The organism is Variovorax sp. LG9.2 (assembly GCF_035018885.1).
Classification (GTDB): Bacteria; Pseudomonadota; Gammaproteobacteria; order Burkholderiales; family Burkholderiaceae_C; genus Variovorax.
Genome location: NZ_JASJXB010000011.1, coordinates 137628 through 156787, shown reverse-complemented (window position 1 = coordinate 156787; position 19160 = coordinate 137628). Strand labels below are relative to the sequence as shown.

Below are 19160 nucleotides of genomic sequence, written 5' to 3'. Positions count from 1 at the left end.
GTTCCTTTGGACAATCATCACCATGGCGCTGCGAGCTGGACTGGCATGTGATGTGGATCAATAAATCAGGCTGTCGGATGGCCGCGTCGAACTTCAGAGGCCAACAAGGCCCAAGTTTCAACCCGCACGATCTATTTGGGAGCGGGTTTTTCTTTGGCCGGGAAGTTGCTTTGCGCCGATGAACCGCACACCCCTTTGACAACGTCGGTCCCCTCGGCTTGCCTGCATGCATGCAGGCAAGTTCTGAGAAGATTGCTTATGGCTTATCGATTGCATTACTGGCCGACCATTCAGGGCCGCGGTGAATTCGTGCGACTGGCGCTCGAAGCTGCCGGCGCCGAGTACGTCGACGTCGCGCGTCAATCGCCTGCGAAGGGTGGTGTTGAAGCGGCGCTGGGGCGCAGCCTGCAAGATCCGAAGAATCCGCGCGCATCGTTCGCGCCGCCGTTCCTTGTCGATGGCGAAGTTGTGGTCGGGCAAACCGCCGCCATCCTTCTATACCTCGGGTCGCGGCTCGGCCTCGCGGGCGAGGTCGATGGGCTGTGGACGCATCAGTTGCAATTGACCATCGCCGACGCGGTGGCCGAGGCACACGACACGCACCATCCGATCTCGGTCGATGCCTATTACGAAGACCAGCGTGCTGCCGCCTTGGAGCGTGCCAAGGCCTTTCGGGAAGAGCGCATGCCGAAGTTCCTGGGATGGTTCGAGCAGATCTTGCAACGCAATCCGGCTGGCGATCTGCATCTGGTTGGCAGTGCGCTCACCTACGCGGACCTGTCGCTGTTCCAGTTGGTCGCCGGTCTGCGCTATGCGTTTCCCAAAGCCACTGCACGCGTTCTGGCCGACACGCCTCTCGTTTCCAAGCTTCACGGCAATGTGAGTCGCCGCGAGCGGGTGCACGCCTATCTGCAGAGTCCGCGCCGCATCGCCTTCAACGAAGAGGGCATCTTCAGGCACTACCCGGAACTTGACGGCTAATCGCTCGGCTCGTCGTCGAGATCGCTGTTCGTGTGGTGGTCGCCATCACGCCTGCTCCCGTCCTTGCGGATGCGCAGCGCAGTGTCGTAGAGCGCATTGCGCGGCGCGCCGCTGATCTCCGCGGCGAGGCGCACGGCGGTCTTCACCGGCAGCTCTTCGAGCAGCAGTCGCAGCACACGTTCGCCTTCCGCGCCATCATCGACAGCGACTGTCATCGGATGCAAAGCGAGTGCGAATTCCCCGCGCGTGCGGTCTCGTCCCGCGGTGAACCACGCCGGTAGCTCGCTGGCAGCCAGGGTAACGATCTCTTCGAATTGCTTGGTCAGTTCACGACCGATAGTGATCCGCCGGTCGCCCAGCACGGTCAGCGCTCTGGCCACGGCTTCGATGCGGTGCGGTGCTTCGAGCAAGACGACAGCGCGCGGTTCCAACGCGAGCGCTTGCACGGCCGTGTCGCGTTCGCCAGCCTTGCTTGGCAGAAAGCCCGCGAAGACGAAAGCGCTGCTGTCGTCACCACCCGCGACGAGACCCGCAGCGCTGATCAGCGTGGTAACGGCGCTCGCGCCCGGCAAGGGAAGCACGCGAAGCCCGGCTGCGCGCACGGCAGCCACCAGCCGCGCGCCGGGATCGCTCACGCCCGGCGTGCCGGCGTCGCTCACATACGCGATGCGTTCGCCTTGAGACAGGCGTGCGATGACGCCCTGCGCCCCTTCGGCTTCGTTGTGCTGGTGCAGCGCGAGCAACTGGCCGCCGGGTCGGTCGATGCCATAGGCCCGCAACAAGCTTTGCGTATGCCGAGTGTCTTCGCAGGCGACAGCGTCGACCATCTGCAAAACATGCAGCGCGCGCAACGTGATGTCGGCCAGGTTGCCGATCGGCGTAGCGACGACGTAGAGCGTGCTCTGGGGATAATCCTGTCTGCCCGCGGCATCGCCAGCGGCCGAGAGGGCTGCGCCGAACGACGCGGCGGTGATTGAAGCCAATGGTTTCTCCGGGACAACAACAGGATCGCAGGGATGGCGACAACTAAAACCACCAAGCAGCGTGGCGATGCAGCCGAAGACGCCGCGCTCGAACACCTGCAGGACGCCGGACTGGTACCGGTCGCCCGCAATTATCGAACGCCGGGTCGCGGCGGCGGCGAGATCGATTTGATCATGCGCGATCCACGCGACGGCACACTCGTGTTCGTGGAGGTGCGGCAGCGAGCGAGCGGTACGCATGGCGGCGCTGGCGGCAGCATCACCGGCGTCAAGCAGCGCCGCATCATCTTCGCCGCGCGCCACTACCTCAGCCGGCTGCGCACACTGCCGCCGTGCCGGTTCGATGTGGTGCTGGTCGAGGAAAAAATCGAGTGGCTGAAAGGCGCCTTCGACGCGGGTCACTAATGGATCGAACGATTTGTTGCAGTGCCTGTCGCTATCATCCGACCCCAAATGCTTGAGCAACGGATACAGCAGCACTTCATCGACAGCGCCGACCTCAAATACCAGGCGGGCCCGGCGCTCAGCAAACCGATTTCGCAAGCGATGCAGGCGCTGCTGGCCTGCGTGACCAGCGGCGGCAAGGTGCTGGCCTGTGGCTCCGGCGTGTCGGGGCTGCTGGCAGCGCAGTTCGCTGCGCACTTCGTCGGCCGGTTCGAGCGCGAGCGACCCGAGCTCGCCGCCATCGCCTTGCCCGGTGACGCCACCGATCCGGCGGCCGACACGCCTGGCGCCATCGACAGCGACCGCTTTGCGCGCCAGCTGCGGGCGCTAGGCCACGCCGGCGACGTGTTGCTGGTGCTCAGCGCCAGCGGCCAGTCGTCCGCGGTGCTGGCGGCGGTCACGGCGGCGCATGCGCGCGACATGACCGTCGTTGCGCTGTTGGGCCATGCGGCCGGCAGTGGCGGCGCCATAGGCCGCGCATTGCGCGAAACAGACGTACAGGTCACGGTGCCGCACGAACGCGCGGCACGCATCCACGAAGTCCACCTCCTCGCGCTGCATTGCCTGTGCGACGGAGTGGACGCCCAATTACTCGGAGAACAGGAAGGTTCCACATGACGATTCCAACGACATCGACCCGCAGCATCGCCACGGCGATGGCCGCACTCACGCTGGGCGCCGCCTTGGTGGCCGGCCTTTCCGGCTGCGTGCCGCTGGTCATCGGCGGAGCCGCGGCGGCTGGTGCCGGCCTGGTCGCGACCGATCGCCGCAGCTCCGGCGCCCAGCTGGACGACCAGGGCATCGAACTGCGCGGCGCCGCACGCATCCGCGAGATCGCGAACGACGACATGAACGTCACGCTGGTGAGTTTCAACCGGCAGGTGCTGATGGTCGGTACCGTCGGCAGCGAGGCCGACAAGCGTCGCGCCGAAGAGGTCTTGCGCCGCGTCGACAACGTGCGGTCAGTGGTGAATGAACTCGTGGTCGGCCCGTCGAGTTCGTTCCCGCAGCGTTCCAACGACACCTACATCACCGGCAAGGTGAAGGCATCGTTGCTCGACGCCAAGGACATCTTCGCCAACTCGTTCAAGATCGTGACCGAGCGCGGCACCGTCTACATCATGGGCATCGCGACCCGCCGCGAGACCGATCGCGCGACCGATATCACGCGCGGTGTTTCGGGGGTCGACCGCGTGGTGCGTGTGGTCGAAATCGTCAGCGACGCGGACCTGGCGAATCAGACGCGTGCCAACAGCGCACCGGCACCGGTCTCGTCGCCCTCGAGCGTGTCGCCCGCCCCGACCTCACGCTCCAACGTCCCGCTGCCGCCGATGGAGCCGCTGCCTGCGCCGAGCGGCGGCGCCAGCACCACGCCGGTTCGCTAGCAGAGCGAGCGCTGTTCCTATTTCAGCCTGGTGATAAGGCTGGAAGTATCCCAGCGCTTGCCGCCGGCCTGTTGCACTTCGGCGTAGAACTTGTCGACCAGTTGCGTCACCGGCAGCTGCGCGCCGTTGCGTTTGGCTTCGTCGAACACCAGGCCCAGGTCCTTGCGCATCCAGTCGACCGCGAAGCCGAAATCGAACTTGCCCTCGATCATCGTTTTGCCGCGGTTTTCCATTTGCCAGCTCTGCGCTGCGCCCTTGCTGATGACACCGAGCACCGCTTCCATGTCGAGACCGGCGCGCTGGCCGAAGGCGATGGCTTCCGACAATCCCTGCACGAGTCCCGCGATGCAGATCTGATTGACCATCTTCGCCAACTGGCCCGCACCGCTTTCACCCAGCAGGGTCACCGCGCGTGCGAAGGCGTCGATCACCGGCTTGACCTGTGCGAACGTGGCGGCGTTGCCACCGCACATCACGGTCAGCGCGCCGTTTTGAGCGCCCGCCTGCCCGCCCGACACCGGCGCATCGATGAACTGCAGGCCCAGAGCCAGGCCAGCTTTGGACAACTCGCGCGCGACATCGGCCGAGGCCGTGGTGTGGTCGACGAACACCGAGCCCTTCTTCATGCCCGCAAAAGCGCCATCGGCACCCAGCACCACCGAGCGCAGATCGTCATCGTTGCCTACGCAGCAAAAAACGATGTCCGCATCGGCCACGGTTTCGCGCGGCGTGGCCGCATGACCGAGCTTGGCCACCGCGCCCGCTGCAGCAATCTCCTTTTGCCAGGCAGCGGACTTGGCGGCGGTGCGGTTGTAAACCGTCACACTGTGCCCCGCCAAAGCAAGGTGCCCGGCCATTGGGTAACCCATCACGCCCAGGCCGAGAAAAGCGACCTTGTGCGAAGGGACGAGGGAATAGATTTTGGTATTGAGGCTGCTCATGCCCCGAGCTTAGCGCCGCGAGCTCAGACTATGGCGAAATGCTCGGTGCCGGCAGACAGATCTTGCGACTTGGCGCGCCGGCTGTTCAGTTTGATCTGCAGACGCAGGTCGTTCGCCGAATCGGCATTGCGAATGGCGTCGTCGAAAGTGATCGCGTTGTTTTCGAACAGATCGAACAGCGCCTGGTCGAAAGTCTGCATGCCCAGGTTGCGGCTCTTCTTCATGATCTCCTTGATCTCGCCGACCTCGCCCTTGAAGATCATGTCGGAGATCAGGGGCGTGTTGAGCAAAATCTCGACCGCTGCGATGCGCCCCTGGCCGTCTTCGGTCGGAATCAGGCGCTGCGACACCAGGGAGCGCAGGTTCAGGGACAAGTCCATCAACAACTGGTTGCGGCGCTCTTCCGGAAAGAAATTGATGATGCGGTCGAGCGCCTGGTTGGCGCTGTTGGCATGCAGCGTCGCCATGCAAAGGTGACCGGTTTCGGCGAATGCGACGGCATGCTCCATCGTCTCGCGATCGCGGATTTCGCCCATCAAAATGACGTCGGGCGCCTGGCGCAGCGTGTTCTTGAGAGCGGCCTCCCAGCTGTCGGTGTCGATGCCCACTTCGCGCTGCGTTACCACGCAGTTTTTGTGCGGGTGCACGAACTCGACCGGGTCTTCGACAGTCACGATGTGGCCGTATGAATTTTCATTGCGCCAGTCGATCATGGCGGCCAGCGTGGTCGACTTGCCCGAGCCCGTGGCGCCAACCAGGATGGTCAGGCCGCGCTTGGTCATCGCCACGTCCTTGAGCACCTGCGGCATACCGAGGCCGTCGATGGTCGGAAGCTTGGCGGGAATGGTCCGCATCACCATGCCGACCTTGCCCTGCTGCACGAATGCGTTGACGCGAAAGCGCCCGACACCGGTCGGCGAGATCGCGAAGTTGCATTCCTTGGTCCGCTCGAACTCGGCCGTCTGGCGGTCGTTCATGACCGATCGGGTGAGCGCCAGCGTGTGCTGCGAACCGAGCGCCTGGCCCGACACCTTGGTCACTTTGCCGTCGACCTTGATGGCCGGCGGGAAGTCGGCGGTGATGAACAAGTCGCTGCCGTTGCGGCTCACCATGAGCTTGAGCAGTTCGTTGATGAACTGGCTGGCCTGATCGCGTTCCATGTGTCTGCTCCGGAGAAATCCAGAAAAAAAATCAGCCCGGGAAGTTCTCGGGGATCTTGGCTTTGCCGCGTGCCTCGGCGGATGAAATCACGCTGCGGCGCACCAGGTCGGTCAGGTTCTGGTCGAGCGTCTGCATGCCCTGACCGCTGCCAGTTTGAATCGACGAGTACATCTGCGCAACCTTGCCCTCGCGGATCAGATTGCGAATGGCCGGCGTGCCCAGCATGATCTCGTGCGCCGCAACGCGGCCCTGGCCGTCCTTGGTCTTGCACAGCGTCTGAGAAATCACCGCTTGAAGCGACTCCGACAGCATGGCGCGGATCATGTCTTTCTCTTCGCCCGGGAACACGTCGATGATCCGGTCGATGGTCTTGGCCGCCGACGAGGTGTGCAGAGTGCCGAACACCAGATGGCCCGTTTCAGCCGCCGTCATGGCCAGGCGAATCGTTTCCAGGTCGCGCATTTCGCCAACCAGAATCGCATCAGGATCTTCGCGCAGGGCAGAGCGCAGAGCGGCCGCGAAAGACAGCGTCATCGGCCCGACTTCGCGCTGATTGATCAGGCACTTTTTCGATTCGTGGACGAATTCGATCGGGTCCTCTACCGTCAGGATGTGGCCGTACTCGGTTTCGTTCAGGTAATTGACCATCGCGGCGAGCGTGGTCGATTTGCCCGAGCCGGTCGGGCCTGTCACCAGCACCAGGCCGCGCGGCTTCAATGCGAGTTCGCCGAAGATCTTGGGCGCGTTGAGTTGCTCCAGCGACAGGATCTTCGAAGGAATGGTCCGGAATACCGCCGCAGCGCCGCGCGACTGGTTGAAGGCATTCACCCGAAAGCGGGCCAGGCCATCGATCTCGAAAGAGAAGTCGACTTCCAGAAATTCTTCGTAGTGTTTGCGGTGCGTGTCGCTCATGATGTCGTACACCATGGCGTGCACCGCCTTGTGATCGAGCGCGTCGACATTGATGCGCCTCACGTCGCCATGCACCCGGATCATCGGCGGCAAGCCGGACGAGAGATGCAAGTCCGAAGCCTTGTTTTTGACGCTGAACGCCAGCAGTTGGGTAATGTCCACGGGGTCCTCGAATGGGTCGGTGACGTTTTGATACGCTTTTGACGATTATGACGATGATTTGTGACAACCTCCAGCAAGTTACCTCCCGGATCGTGACGGCTTGCACAGCCGCCGGACGGGATCCGGCGAGCGTGCGCTTGCTTGCGGTATCGAAAACCTTCCCAGCAGAGGCGGTCCGCGATGCGTATGGAGCAGGTCAACGCGCTTTTGGGGAAAACTACATTCAGGAGGGTGTGGGCAAGATCCAGTCCTTGGCGGACCTTCGTGCCGAACTTGAGTGGCACTGCATCGGCCCGCTCCAGAGCAACAAGACCCGTCTGGTGGCCGAGCATTTCGACTGGGTGCACAGCGTCGACCGACTGAAGATCGCCCAGCGCCTGAGCGAGCAGCGGCCGGCTGATTTGCCCCCGCTTCAGGTCTGTTTGCAGGTCAATGTCGATGGCGGTGCCAACAAGTCGGGTGTGTCGCCGGAGGAGGCGGTGGCGCTTGCGCAGGATGTTGCGGCGTTGCCACGGTTGCGGCTGCGGGGGCTCATGGCGATCCCGGAACCGGCGGCCGGCTTCGACGCGCAGCGGGCGCTTTTCATGACGGCGGCTGCAGTTTTCGACCGGATAAACGCGGCGGGCATCGAGCTCGATACGCTGTCGCTGGGCATGAGCGCCGATCTGGAAGCCGCCATCGCTGCCGGCAGCACGATGGTGCGCGTCGGCACCGCCATCTTCGGCGGGCGCTGACCGCGTCGGCATAACGCCCTGCGCTGCGCGCATAAGTCATGGCGCAGTCGCAGGGCAAGGTCTATCGTCGACGGCATCCACCCAACACACGGAAGCCTCGAATGAGCGAAAAACTTTCCTTCGTCAATCCCACACCCACCAGTCCGTGGGGGACATATTTGCAGCAGGTCGACCGTGTGATGCCTTACCTGGGCGACCTGGCCAAGTGGGCTGAAACGCTCAAGCGACCGAAGCGCGCGCTGATCGTCGACGTGCCGATCGAAATGGACGACGGCCGGATCGCGCACTATGAAGGCTATCGCGTGCAGCACAACATGAGCCGCGGGCCGGGCAAGGGCGGTGTGCGTTTCCACCCCGATGTCACGCTGGAAGAAGTGATGGCGCTGTCGGCCTGGATGACGGTCAAGACGGCGGCAGTCAACCTGCCGTATGGCGGTGCCAAAGGCGGCATTCGCGTCGATCCCAAGAAGCTGTCGCTCAAAGAGCTGGAGAAAGTCACGCGCCGCTACACCAGCGAGATCGGCATCATCATCGGCCCGCACACCGACATCCCCGCGCCCGACGTCAACACCAACGGCCAGATCATGGCGTGGATGATGGACACGTATTCGATGAACACCGGTGGCACGGCCACCGGTGTCGTCACCGGAAAGCCACTGCACCTCGGTGGCTCGCTGGGCCGCGTCAAGGCGACCGGCCGCGGCGTGTTCGTCACCGGCCGGGAAGCCGCTCGCCGCCTGGGCCTCGACCTGCGCGGTGCGCGTATTGCGGTACAGGGCTTCGGCAACGTGGGTTCTGTCGCAGCCGAGCTTTTTGTCGAGGCCGGCGCAAAGATCGTCGCTGTGCAGGATCACACCGGCACCATCGTCAACGAGAAAGGGCTCGACCTGGCCGAGCTGGTTCCGGTGTCGCGCACGCCGGCGGGCGCGGTGAGCTTCAAGGGTGGCGACGTCGTGCCAAACGAAGCCTTCTGGGACGTGGCCTGCGACATCCTGATTCCAGCTGCTCTCGAAGGCCAGATCACCGCGGCACGTGCCAAGAAGACCACCGCCAAGCTGGTGCTCGAAGGCGCCAACGGCCCGACGGTGCCCGAGGCCGACGACATCCTGGCCGAGCGCGGCGTGCTGGTGGTGCCCGACGTGATCTGCAACGCCGGCGGCGTGACGGTGAGCTACTTCGAATGGGTGCAGGATTTCTCGTCGTTCTTCTGGGACGAAGACGAGATCAACGTGCGGCTCGACCGCATCATGATGAATGCGTTGAACCAGATCTGGGACACGGCCGACAAGCACAAGATCAGCTTGCGCACTGCCACCTATGCGGTGGCCTGCGAGCGTATTTTGATGGCGCGGCAGGAACGCGGTCTGTACCCTTGAGTTCACTTTCAAGCGTGAGGTAGAGGCGCTCGTTTCTGGGCGCGGGGAACGCTTGCGTTCGAGGTGTGTCGAAGCCGGGTGCCGGCAAGTCGTCGGTGATTTCGCCGCTAGCATCGACACGCCATGTCCACAGTCTTTTCTTCTCGCGCTTTCGTCCCTTTTTCTGCCGCGCTGGCTTTCGCCGCTGCGCTGCTTTTGTCCGGTTGCGGCAGCACGCCGAAGCCTGTCTCCTACGAGCCGGAAGAGTTCGATTCGACCACCACCCACACCCGCAGCTATTCGGCCAGCGAGGGACAAACTTGTGAAGCGGCGCGTCGCGCTCTGCTGAGTCAGGGCTACATGCTCACGGCGTCGAGCACCGACCTGGTGACGGGCCGCAAGAGCTTCCAGCCGACCGGTGAGGTACACGTCGAAGTCGAGTTGCGCGTGGTCTGCGCATCAGAGGTCGCCAAGGGTCATCGCACCGTGACCTTCGTGACGGCGCTGCAAGACCGCTATGCGCTGAAGAAAGTCAACAACTCGGCAAGCGTGGGTGTCGGCGCCATCGGCTCACTTTCTCTGCCGTATTCGTCGAGCGACGATGCCATGGTGAAGATTGCGAGCGAGACGCTGACCGACGAAGGCTTTTACGATCGCTTTTTTACGTTGCTCGAACGGTTCTTGAAGGCTCAGCAGGGCAACGAGCCCTCGGTATCGCCGGCGGCGCTGGGCGCGCCAGAGGCCATGCCGGCCGCGCCCGCCAGTCCGGCAACAGCGCCACCCAAGTAATCGACAGAGCGAAGGTTCAGGCCGCGCGGGCCGTCGCCAGCGCGGCTTCGAGCTGCTCGACGGTAAACGGTTTGGCAAGCCAGATGGTTCCGGGCATCGGATCGTCGGGCTGTATTTGCCCGCTCGCAAAAATCACCTGAATGCGATGGCCCGACGGCAGGCTTTGCACCAGGTCGTAACCCGACAAGGCAGGCAGGCCGATGTCGGTGAGCAGCACGTCGAACGCGCCGTCCATGAAGCGCGACTTGGCCACTTCTGCACTCTTGACGCCCGTGGCCCAGTGGCCGAGCACCTGCAGCAGTTCGACGGTGGCCGACAGCGCCGCAGCGTCGTCCTCCACCACCAGTACCCGCAGTTTGCCGAGCGCTGCGGACGTCTCCTCGGGATTCGGCGGATTGTCTCGGGCGTCGTTGGAGTGGGGCACGTCGGTCGTCATCGGGGAGATCCGGTCATGGCTCAACTTTAGGGCCAGCGCCTGCGACATCGCCGTCTCCTCCGGCACAAGCTGGCGTAGGAGGCGCGCTTTTTTCAAGCAGGCCGCCCAATTACGCGTCACCGCGTCAGCGTCGACTTCCCGAACAGACTCTCGATCAACGCCACCGCCACTTCCGCGGTCTGGTTCCTCACATCCAGTGCCGGGTTCAATTCGACCACATCGAGCGACCCCAGGCGCCCGGTGTCCGCCGCCATTTCCATGCACAGCTGCATCTCGCGATAGGTCGGCCCGCCGCGCACTCCCGTTCCAACACCGGGCGCATCCGCCGGATCAAGGCAATCGAGGTCGAAGCTCACATGCAGGTGCGTGTCTTCGTCGACGTCTTGCAGCGCCTCGGTCATGGTGTGGCGCATGCCGTGCTCGTCGATGTGGCGCATGTCGAACACGCGCAGGCCCATGGTGCGGATCGCTTCCTTCTCGTCATCGTCGACGCTCCGAATGCCGATGAAGCGCACCGCTTCGGGAACGAGTGCCGCACGTTCGCCGCTCCAACCGGTCAGCGCGGCCGGGCCGTGGCCGAGCAGGCACGACACCGGCATGCCGTGGATGTTGCCGCTCGGGCTGGTGGTGTCGGTGTTGACGTCGGTGTGCGCGTCGAGCCACAGCACCCGCAGTTTCTGCCCGCGCTTGCGCACATGCCATGCGATCGCGCTGATGGAGCCGATGGCCAGGCAGTGGTCACCGCCCAGCATCAGCGGCACGCGGCCGGCGCCCAACGCAGTGTCGACCGCGTTGTAGACCGCACGGTTCCAGGCGATCACTTCGTCCAGATGCCGCAGGCCATTGGTCGGTGCGGCCCTAGGCGTCGCCGGGCCAGCGAGGTTGCCGCGATCGACGACGGAAAAGCCCTGGCGCGTGAGCGTCTCGGCGAGGCCAGCGACGCGCAGGGCGTCCGGACCCATACCCGCGCCGCGCACGCTGGCGCCTACGTCGGTCGGGGCGCCGATGAGTTCGAGCGTGGCGGTCATGGCGTGGTGCAAGTCATGGCTCGAGCCTACCCTTGCGCGTGCAAAAGCTGCAAGCAACCGGGTGGAAACACTGAAGCCTCGGGGCCCTTTTTTCAGTGACTGCACGGTATCCTGACAAGCGCCTTTGAGAGCGTAATCAAGGAGACAACATGAAACACCTGAGCGGCCTCGACGCCACCTTCCTGCACCTTGAAACCCCTGAGATGCCTATGCACGTGGGTTCGCTCAACGTGCTGGACTTGCCGCCAGGCTACGAGGGCGATTTCTACGAGGACGCCAAGGCTTTCATGGCCAGCCGGATTCACCTGGCCGATGTGTTCACCCGCAAGCTCGCGCTGATGCCGTTCGACCTGTCGAACCCGGTCTGGGTCGACGAGGAAGACATGGACATCGACTACCACGTGCGGCACATCACGCTGCCCAAGCCGGGCACCAACCGCCAGTTGCAGCAGTACGTGGCGCGCCTGCATTCGACGCTGCTCGACCGCAGCCGCCCGCTGTGGGAGTTCTTCATCATCGACGGCTTGCAGAGCGGCCAGGCCGCGCTCTACACCAAGGTGCATCACGCTGGCATCGACGGGCAGGCCGGCGTCGCGCTCGGCAAGGCGATCTTCGATCTCGACGCGGCCGGCCGTGTCGTCAAACCGCCGCGGGCCCGTGCGCGCAGCAACAACTATTCGCTCGGCATGGCCGAGCTCGCGGGCGCCGCGCTGCGCAATACGGCGCAGCAGTACGTGAAGCTGTTCAAGATGGCGCCGGCCTTCGCCCGTGCCATCGGTGGCCTCGCCAAGCCGGACGAAAAGGCGGCCGAGAAATCGCTGACCAAGGCACCGAAAAAGTTCAACCTGCTGGCACCACGCACCCCGTTCAACGTGTCGATCACCAACCAGCGCACCTTCGCGGGCCGCACCATTTCGCTGGCCGAGACCAAGCACATCGCCAGGCATTTCGGCGTGACGCTGAACGACGTCGTCATGGGCACGGTGGCAGGCGCGATTCGCAAATACCTGAAGGACAGCAACGAGCTGCCCGACAAGACGATGGTCGGCGCGATCCCGGTCAGCCTGCGCGAGTCCGGTGACGAAACCGCCAACAACCAGGCCAGCATGATCCTGGTGAGCTTGGCGACCAACATCAAAGATCCGGTCGCGCGACTGAAGCAGATCAACGCGTCGTCGAACGCGTCGAAGTCGACCATGAACAAGTTCAAGGCGATCATCCTCGACGACTTTCCCATGTTCGGCGCGCCCTGGCTGATCTCCGGCGTGGCTTCGATGTTCGGGCGCTCGGGTCTGGTTAACGTGATTCCGCCTGTCGCCAACATCGCCATTTCCAACGTGGCCGGCGCGCCGTTTCCGATGTACTTCGCCGGCGCATTGGTGACCTGCTACTACCCGGTGTCGATCGCCAGCCACGGCATGGCGCTCAACGTCACAGTGCAGAGCTACAACGGCCGCATGGACTACGGCCTGATCGCCTGCCGCCGTGCGGTGCCCGACATCACCGAGATCGGCGACTACATGCTGGCCGAGCACAAGACGCTGATGGATCTGGCCGGACCGATGGCGGCGGCGCAGCCGGCGGCCGCAGCCGCAACCGCAACCGCTGCTGCAGCCCCAGCGCTCGAAGTCGTTGCGAGAGCGGTGCGCAAGCCGAACCTGAAGATCGTCGGCAAGCCTGCCGGCAAACCTGTCGGCAAGAGCATCGCGAAAGCCCCGGCCAAGCCGATCCCGAAGCCGATCCCGAAACCGATCGTCAAGGCACTGACCAAGCCCGCTGCCAAGTCAACGCGCAAGGCGCCGGCGCCGGCCAAGCGGGCGCGCGCCGGCGCGACCGCAAGCTCGTGAAGTCAGCAAAAAATTGGGGCAGTTGGACTAACTTTCTCCCGCTTCTAGTTATCGCGGCCTAGGCATTGCCGAAGAAGATCGGTCCATCGCAAACCAGCGACCCGATCAACTTCAAGGAAATCTTCATGTCTACGCAAACCTTCTCTTCCGTTGCCGTCCATGTCGTCGGGCAGTACAACGAAGCCGGCAAGACGCTCGTGAGCGCCTACCGCACGGGCGCGCATCGTCTGCTCGGCGGTGCGGCTTCGCGCTTTGCTGCAGCCCAAAAGGTCACTGGCTTCCTGGCCAACAGCCTCGACATCGACACCAGCCGCGTCGTCGCGCTGATGGACCGTGTCGCTGCTGCCAGCACCAACGGCATCGAATCGGTTGCCGGCCGCGCTGCGCAGATCGAATCGCCGGTCGCCACGTCGATGTTCAAGACGCTGAACGCCATCAACCTGCCGATCGCCAATGTCTCCGCCCAAATCGCCGACAAGATCGTCGAGGGCGCCAAGCAGATCGAAGTGCGCGTGAGCGGTGTCGATCTGCCGAAGGCCGTTCGCACCGCCAAGGCCAAGGTCCGCGCCGCTGCAAAGCCGGTTCGCCGCGCTGTTCGCAAGGCAGCTTGAGGTGGTGACCAGGGCGCCGACTCCAAAACTGGCGCCTGCCAAAAGGGCTGCTGCGCCCAAGGCACCCGTTGTCAGAAAGCGGGCCGCTGCCGGCAAACCTGCTGGCCCCGCCGCAATAGCCGCTGCATCCATAGATGCACCTGCACCCAAGGCGAAACCCGGCAAGGCGGAAGTCTTGCTGCGTGCGGGCCTGAAGGCGCTGGGCAACGTTCGCGACGATGTCGTCAAGCGCCAGACCAACGTCATCGAAGGTCTGCTCGGCATCCAGCCCAAAAGCGATGCCGTACCGGGCCGCGGCTTCCCGAGCCTCGACAGCTTCGGCATCCGCAAGTTCGAAGACGTTTTCGACCAACGCGTGGCAACGGCGTTGCAGCGGCTCGGCATGCCGACACTGCAAGAAGTCCAGGCGCTGCGAGACGAGGTGCGCGAACTTCGCGAGCAACTCGATCGAATCGGAGGGGCTGATCGTTCGGTTCGCACCGCGGCAAAGACGCCCGCCTCGCCATCCCGGCGCAGGCGCTGAACTCGTCAGCAGCGCGGCGGCTGTCTCATCACCTGTGGCAAGTCCCAACACACGCGACCGCATTCTGCTGACCAGCCTCGCGCTGTTCAACGCAGACGGTCTGGCTGCCGTGTCGACCCACAAAATCGCGGCCGAACTCGGCATCAGTCCAGGCAACCTGCACTATCACTTCAAGGCCAAGGCGCTCATCGTCGAATGGCTGTTCCGGCGTTTCGAGCAACGGCTCGAAGCGTTGAACACTTCGTCGACCTCGATCGCCGCTATCGACGATCTCTGGCTCGCGCTGCACCTGCGTTTCGAGGCCATCAACGAGTACCGCTTCATCTATCGCGACATGGCTTTCCTGTCGAGCGAGTACCCGTTGCTCGGCCAGCGGGCGCAAGACCTCACCGCGCACAACCTGGTCGCAGCGCAGGCGCTGTGCGAGGGGCTGGTGGTGTCAGGCGTGATCGAGACCAGCGCCGAGCAGGCCCGAATCCTCGCGCTGCAGATGGTTTTCACCACGACTTGCTGGCTGTCGTTCGAGCGGCTGGTGCCGGGGCGCGATGCCTTGGCGAAGGCCGACCCCGGGCTTGCGGCTTTCTACACGCTTACGCTGGTTTCGCCTTACGTTTCAAGCGAATCCAGGGCTTACCTTGATTACCTGCGCGGCAAATACCTCGGATAAATGGGCCTGATGTCCCACGGCCCGAGACACCGGCCAAGATCAGTTTCGACAACAATTCAGACAAGGAGAAATCACATGACCGTTGCCGCCCAAGCTGCAATCGACCCAAGCCGCCAGGAAGCGATCAAGCCGCCGTCGCGCCTGCTGCTGCTGGCGGAAGTCCGAGCGCTTTGGGAGACGGGTGCCGGCATCGCCATGTGGCCTCTGCTGCAACTCACGCCGCGCGGCGATGGCCATTCGGTGCTGGTGCTCCCGGGCCTGGTCGCCAGTGACACCTCGACCGGGATCCTGCGCCGCTACCTTGAAAGCCGCGGCTACGACGCGCATGGATGGGGTCTCGGACGCAACATGGGTCCGCGCGCAGGTGTCGAGGCCGGCATGGTCAAGTTGCTGCGAGAACTGCACGATAAGAACGGGCAGAAGGTCAGCGTCGTCGGCTGGAGCCTCGGCGGCGTGTATGCCCGCTTGCTGGCATCGGCACATCCTGAACTCGTGCGCAATGTCATCACGCTGGGCAGTCCGTTTTCTGGCAGCCCGCGTGCGACCAATGCATGGCGCGTGTACGAAGGCGTGAGCGGCCAAAGCTCGCACGACCCCAAGCGCATGAAGTACGTCAGCCCGACGCCTCCGGTACCTACCACTTCGATTTTCAGCCGCACCGATGGCGTGGTGGCATGGCAATGCAGTCTTGAGAAGACCGGCCCGCAGTCGGAAAACATCGAGGTGATCGCCAGCCACATCGGACTCGGTGCGCATCCTGCGGTGATGTACGCGCTGGCAGATCGCCTGTCGCAGCCTGAAGGACAGTGGAAGCCATTCAACCGCACGCTGCTCGGGCCCCTGTTCTACCCCAATCCCGATAGAACTTAACGCGTTCCGTTTGCCTGGGCGAGTCAGTTACTTGCCCAGACATCCAGCACGTAGCGCTGCTTGGCGAGCATCCCTGCCATCCACGTCGCACTGTCCTCTCCATGCTCGCGTGCGATGTCGCTCAAGGTACGGCGCACATCGGGCTCCATGCGCGAGCCGTCGCCACATACGTACACCGTGGCGCCAGCCACGATCAGTTTCCAGACTGAGCCGGCTTGCTCGCGAATCAGGTCCTGCACATAGGCCTTGCGCCCTCCGGCCCGCGAGAACGCGGTGTACAAGTCGACCAGGCCATCCTCTGCCCACGCCTTTAATTCATCCGCGTAGATGAAGTCCTGCTCGGGATGCCGGCAGCCGAAGAACAGCATCGCATCACCGATCACCGTGCCCTTGGCCTTCTGCGCAGCACGCTCCTGCAAGAAGCCGCGAAACGGCGCCAGCCCGGTGCCGGGGCCGATCATGATCACCGGCTTGCTCGCGTCGTCAGGAAGGCCGAAGCCGTCCGCGGTGGTCGCACGAACGAAGCCATGCACTGTGTCGCCGGGTTCGGCGCGCGCGAGAAAGTTGGAGCACACACCCTCGAAGGTGCCGCGCCCCGATCGCGCCGGCGCACTCACCACACCGACCGTCACGCTGCAGCGCGACGCGTCGACTTTGGGCGACGACGAGATGGAGTAGTAGCGCGGCGACAGCGGCGACAGCATTTCGAGATACACCGCCAACGGCAACTCGCACGCCGGAAATTCCTCCAGAAGATCGAGCACCGATTTGCGCGGCATCAGCACTTCGCTCTTGTAGTGAGCCGCTGCCGCTTCGTCCCCGCCGATGCTCGCGCCCAACGCGTTCTGCGTGACCGGGCAACGCGTGTGCTCTGCCATGGTGCCGATCTGCTTGCGCGTGGCGACGTCCTGCAGTTCGACATAGTCGCCGAGCAGCCGCTCGACCGCGATCACTTCATCGACTGGCAAGAACGCCTTGCGCCCGGTGGCGGCTTTGAGCCGAACGTGCGCGTCGCGCGACAGGCCGAAGCGCTTCATCGCCCGCTCGACCTGGGCCGGGCTGTTGCGCGGCACCACGCTCAAATGGTCGCCGGCGCGATAGCCGACGCCTTCCGGCAGTGCGAGTTCGATGTGCCGGGTCGAGCGGTCGGACGGCGTGGCGCCGGTCGTGGTCTGCAACTCATCGTTGACCATGACGCGCAGCGCCACCGCACCGAGGGATTCGACCAGCCCGCTGGTCTGCGGCGGCGGCAACTCTTCGAGCGTGTAGAGCGCTTCGGCCTTCGCTGCGTTCGCGTCGGCCTCGATGTGGAAGCGGGTGTTGAGCACCGGCCATAACGCGTCTGCCCAATCCTGGAAGGCGCCGTCCATGTCTTCGCGCGCATCGCCTTCGCCACGCGCATGGATGCGCTCGGCGCCGAGCTGCGCCAGCTTCTCGTCGATGCGCCGCGGCACCGCCTGGTACGTCGATGCCCAGTCGGTGTTGCCGCAGCCGAAAACGCTGTAACTCACGCCGTTCAACGAGTCGTCGGCTGCATCGAGCCAGCGCCAAAACTCGACGGCGTTGTCTGGCGCGGTGCCGTTGTACGACGCGCTGACGATCGCCACCGCACCGTTGGCCGGCAAGCGCTCCGCATAGTCGTCGAGTGATGCGATGGTGGTGGAGAAGCCGCGCATTTCTCCGGCCTGCGCGAGCTGCCTCGCGAGGTCTTCTGCAGAGCCGAGATTGGAGCCATGCAGCACCAGCAACGATGTACCGTGCCTTGCGCCGCGCGTTGTCATCGGCACTGCCAGCGCACCCGCGACTTCCGATGTAGCAGCATCCGCCAGCGCCGCACCGGGCCGGCTGCGCAACGCCATCGGGTCGCGCGGCTCGACTTTGATCTTGAAGCCTTCAGGCTTGATCGTCAGCGCCTCCTTGACCTTCAACTGGTAGTCGGTGTGATCGATCAGCTTGAAGCGCTGAATCACCATGCCGAGCGTGAGCACTGCTTCCTGTAAGGCGAACTGGCGACCGATGCAGGCGCGCTGCCCGTTGCCGAAGGGTTTGAACGCATTGGCTGGGCGCGTGCGTTCGGCTTCGCGGGTGAAGTGCTCGGGATTGAACTGGTCGGCGTTCTCGCCCCAGATGCCTTTGTCGCGATGCAGTGCGAGCGCATGCATGATGACCATGTTCTTCTTGTGGATCGTGTACTTGCCACCGATGGTGGTGTTCTCTTTTGCGCGCATCGAGATGGCCGGCGCGGTCGGATACAGCCGCAGCGACTCCTTCAATATCTGCAGCACGTACTGCAGCCGATTCACCTGCGCATAGGTCGGCCGCACCGTGAGATCGGTGCCGAACACGCTGTCGACTTCGGCTTGCGCCCGCGCCAGCACGTCGGGATTCTTGATGAGAAAGTAAGTCGCGAAAGACAGCAATCCGCTGGTCGTCTCGTGGCCCGCGATCAGGAACTCGATGCACTCGTCGCGGATCATCTTGTCGTCGAGCTTCTCGCCGCTCTTCTTGTCGACGCCGGCGATCATGTAGCTCAGCAGATCGGGCTTGCTGGCGATGTCGGCCCCGCTCTCGCGCCGCTCCTTGATGATGTCCTCGACCATCGTGTGCATGTAGCGGATGTCCTTGCGCTGCTGCGCAAGCTGCTTCTTCATCATGAATTCTTCGAGCGGCAGGCCGCGCCGGTCTTGCACCGTTTCGAGCGTGCGAACCATCGCATCGACGAAGGGATGAAAGCCCTCGCGATAGAACGAGTTGAAGCGATAGCCGAAGCCGCACAGGCCGATGGTGTCGAGCGTCAGCGCGGTCATGTCGCGCGTGACGTCGACCTCGTCGTCGAAGTTGAGGCGCTCCCACTTGGTGACGAGTTGCTCGGCGATGTCCAGCATCATCGGGTGGTAGGCCTGCATCGCGCGCTGGCTGAAGTTGGCCAGCAGGATGTTGTGCGGTTTGCTCCAGGTCGCCTCGTGCGTGTCGGAGGTGAAGAGCCCGTGCGATGCGGCACGGAGGCGCCGCAACGCGCCCTTGGTGCTCTTGTCGAAGCGCGCTTCTTCGCACAGCTCGTCGACCAGTGCAGGTGACGACACCACGATCACCGGCATGCCCGGCATGTCGAGCCAGTAGATACCGCCCAGCTCCTGGGCGATGCGCCACATGTCCATCACGGGGGACGCGGAATCGATCGACAACAGATTGCCGACGAAGGGCTTCTTGGCCGGATGGGGAATCGGATAGAGCGCGTTGTTGCCTGCCATGGGGAGCCTTGTTGGAGTCTTGCGGAGACTTGCTTTTCGGGTCGAAATGACTCCCGGAGTATTGGGACCACCACGATGGG

Annotated in this window: 19 protein-coding genes; 12 read left to right on the top strand and 7 right to left on the bottom strand. The window is 63.9% G+C overall.

The window, feature by feature from the left end; genetic code table 11:
* The first annotated feature begins 258 nt into the window (after positions 1-258).
* Positions 259-981 carry a glutathione S-transferase gene (locus tag QN413_RS13940; RefSeq protein ID WP_323497188.1) on the top strand — a complete coding sequence of 241 codons (723 nt, stop codon included), beginning with the start codon at positions 259-261 and terminating at the stop codon, positions 979-981.
* Here QN413_RS13940 and rsmI read toward each other — a convergent pair.
* Positions 978-1964, bottom strand: a complete 987-nt coding sequence (gene rsmI, locus QN413_RS13935; protein WP_323497187.1) for a 16S rRNA (cytidine(1402)-2'-O)-methyltransferase — start codon at positions 1962-1964, stop codon at positions 978-980. The two genes, QN413_RS13940 and rsmI, sit on opposite strands and share 4 nt — an antisense overlap.
* Positions 1965-1997: 33 nt before the next feature.
* Here rsmI and QN413_RS13930 point away from each other — a divergent pair, with 33 nt between their 5' ends.
* Genes QN413_RS13930 through QN413_RS13920 form a run of 3 tightly spaced genes read left to right on the top strand, consistent with a single transcriptional unit; the run spans position 1998 to position 3793 of the window.
* The gene (locus QN413_RS13930; protein ID WP_323497186.1) at positions 1998-2369 is read left to right on the top strand and encodes a YraN family protein; all 372 of its coding nucleotides are present in this window, start codon (positions 1998-2000) and stop codon (positions 2367-2369) included.
* Positions 2370-2417: 48 nt separating this feature from the next.
* Positions 2418-3026 carry an SIS domain-containing protein gene (locus tag QN413_RS13925; protein ID WP_323497185.1) on the top strand — a complete coding sequence of 203 codons (609 nt, stop codon included), beginning with the start codon at positions 2418-2420 and terminating at the stop codon, positions 3024-3026.
* Positions 3023-3793 carry a BON domain-containing protein gene (locus QN413_RS13920; protein ID WP_323497184.1) on the top strand — a complete coding sequence of 257 codons (771 nt, stop codon included), beginning with the start codon at positions 3023-3025 and terminating at the stop codon, positions 3791-3793. Before QN413_RS13925 ends, QN413_RS13920 begins: the two co-directional genes overlap by 4 nt.
* Before the next feature lie 17 nt (positions 3794-3810).
* On the opposite strand, the gene QN413_RS13915 is transcribed toward QN413_RS13920, so the two are convergent.
* The 3 genes from QN413_RS13915 to QN413_RS13905 are packed head-to-tail and all read right to left on the bottom strand — an operon-like array spanning position 3811 to position 6969.
* Positions 3811-4734 carry an NAD(P)-dependent oxidoreductase gene (locus tag QN413_RS13915; protein ID WP_323497183.1) on the bottom strand — a complete coding sequence of 308 codons (924 nt, stop codon included), beginning with the start codon at positions 4732-4734 and terminating at the stop codon, positions 3811-3813.
* A 23-nt stretch (positions 4735-4757) separates the two neighbouring features.
* Entirely contained in the window at positions 4758-5894 is a 1137-nt protein-coding gene (locus tag QN413_RS13910; protein WP_187054055.1) for a PilT/PilU family type 4a pilus ATPase, read from the bottom strand.
* 31 nt (positions 5895-5925) lie between these two features.
* On the bottom strand, positions 5926-6969 hold the full coding sequence (locus QN413_RS13905; RefSeq protein WP_187054056.1) for a type IV pilus twitching motility protein PilT: 1044 nt from the start codon (positions 6967-6969) through the stop codon (positions 5926-5928).
* Between the two features lie 47 nt (positions 6970-7016).
* Between QN413_RS13905 and QN413_RS13900 the strand changes: the two genes are divergently transcribed.
* The 3 genes from QN413_RS13900 (at position 7017) to QN413_RS13890 (ending at position 9847) form a co-directional block, all read left to right on the top strand.
* The gene (locus QN413_RS13900; RefSeq protein ID WP_323497208.1) at positions 7017-7703 is read left to right on the top strand and encodes a YggS family pyridoxal phosphate-dependent enzyme; all 687 of its coding nucleotides are present in this window, start codon (positions 7017-7019) and stop codon (positions 7701-7703) included.
* A gap of 101 nt (positions 7704-7804) precedes the next feature.
* A complete protein-coding gene (locus QN413_RS13895) occupies positions 7805-9079 on the top strand; it encodes a Glu/Leu/Phe/Val dehydrogenase (protein ID WP_323497182.1) in 1275 nt (424 codons plus the stop codon).
* Between the two features lie 123 nt (positions 9080-9202).
* Positions 9203-9847: a DUF2242 domain-containing protein gene (locus tag QN413_RS13890; RefSeq protein WP_323497181.1), complete on the top strand. Its 645-nt coding sequence runs from the start codon at positions 9203-9205 to the stop codon at positions 9845-9847.
* 16 nt (positions 9848-9863) lie between these two features.
* On the opposite strand, the gene QN413_RS13885 is transcribed toward QN413_RS13890, so the two are convergent.
* Both QN413_RS13885 and rocF read right to left on the bottom strand, forming a co-directional pair.
* Positions 9864-10331, bottom strand: coding sequence for a response regulator (locus tag QN413_RS13885; RefSeq protein ID WP_323497180.1), 468 nt, complete (start codon positions 10329-10331; stop codon positions 9864-9866).
* A 68-nt stretch (positions 10332-10399) separates the two neighbouring features.
* On the bottom strand, positions 10400-11311 hold the full coding sequence (rocF, locus tag QN413_RS13880; RefSeq protein ID WP_323497179.1) for an arginase: 912 nt from the start codon (positions 11309-11311) through the stop codon (positions 10400-10402).
* A gap of 149 nt (positions 11312-11460) precedes the next feature.
* On the opposite strand from rocF, the gene QN413_RS13875 reads away from it, so the two are divergent.
* The 5 genes from QN413_RS13875 (at position 11461) to QN413_RS13855 (ending at position 15829) form a co-directional block, all read left to right on the top strand.
* Positions 11461-13158, top strand: a complete 1698-nt coding sequence (locus tag QN413_RS13875; protein ID WP_323497178.1) for a wax ester/triacylglycerol synthase family O-acyltransferase — start codon at positions 11461-11463, stop codon at positions 13156-13158.
* Positions 13159-13283: 125 nt separating this feature from the next.
* The gene (locus QN413_RS13870; RefSeq protein ID WP_323497177.1) at positions 13284-13769 is read left to right on the top strand and encodes a hypothetical protein; all 486 of its coding nucleotides are present in this window, start codon (positions 13284-13286) and stop codon (positions 13767-13769) included.
* 175 nt (positions 13770-13944) lie between these two features.
* Positions 13945-14292: a phasin family protein gene (locus tag QN413_RS13865; RefSeq protein WP_323497176.1), complete on the top strand. Its 348-nt coding sequence runs from the start codon at positions 13945-13947 to the stop codon at positions 14290-14292.
* A gap of 34 nt (positions 14293-14326) precedes the next feature.
* Positions 14327-14959 carry a TetR/AcrR family transcriptional regulator gene (locus tag QN413_RS13860; protein ID WP_187054065.1) on the top strand — a complete coding sequence of 211 codons (633 nt, stop codon included), beginning with the start codon at positions 14327-14329 and terminating at the stop codon, positions 14957-14959.
* A 75-nt stretch (positions 14960-15034) separates the two neighbouring features.
* The gene (locus QN413_RS13855; protein WP_323497175.1) at positions 15035-15829 is read left to right on the top strand and encodes an esterase/lipase family protein; all 795 of its coding nucleotides are present in this window, start codon (positions 15035-15037) and stop codon (positions 15827-15829) included.
* Between the two features lie 23 nt (positions 15830-15852).
* Here the strand turns inward: QN413_RS13855 and QN413_RS13850 are convergent, their stop codons facing one another.
* Positions 15853-19080 (bottom strand): bifunctional cytochrome P450/NADPH--P450 reductase, encoded by a 3228-nt coding sequence (locus tag QN413_RS13850; protein WP_323497174.1) that lies wholly within the window; start codon positions 19078-19080, stop codon positions 15853-15855.
* Positions 19081-19160 lie beyond the last annotated feature (80 nt).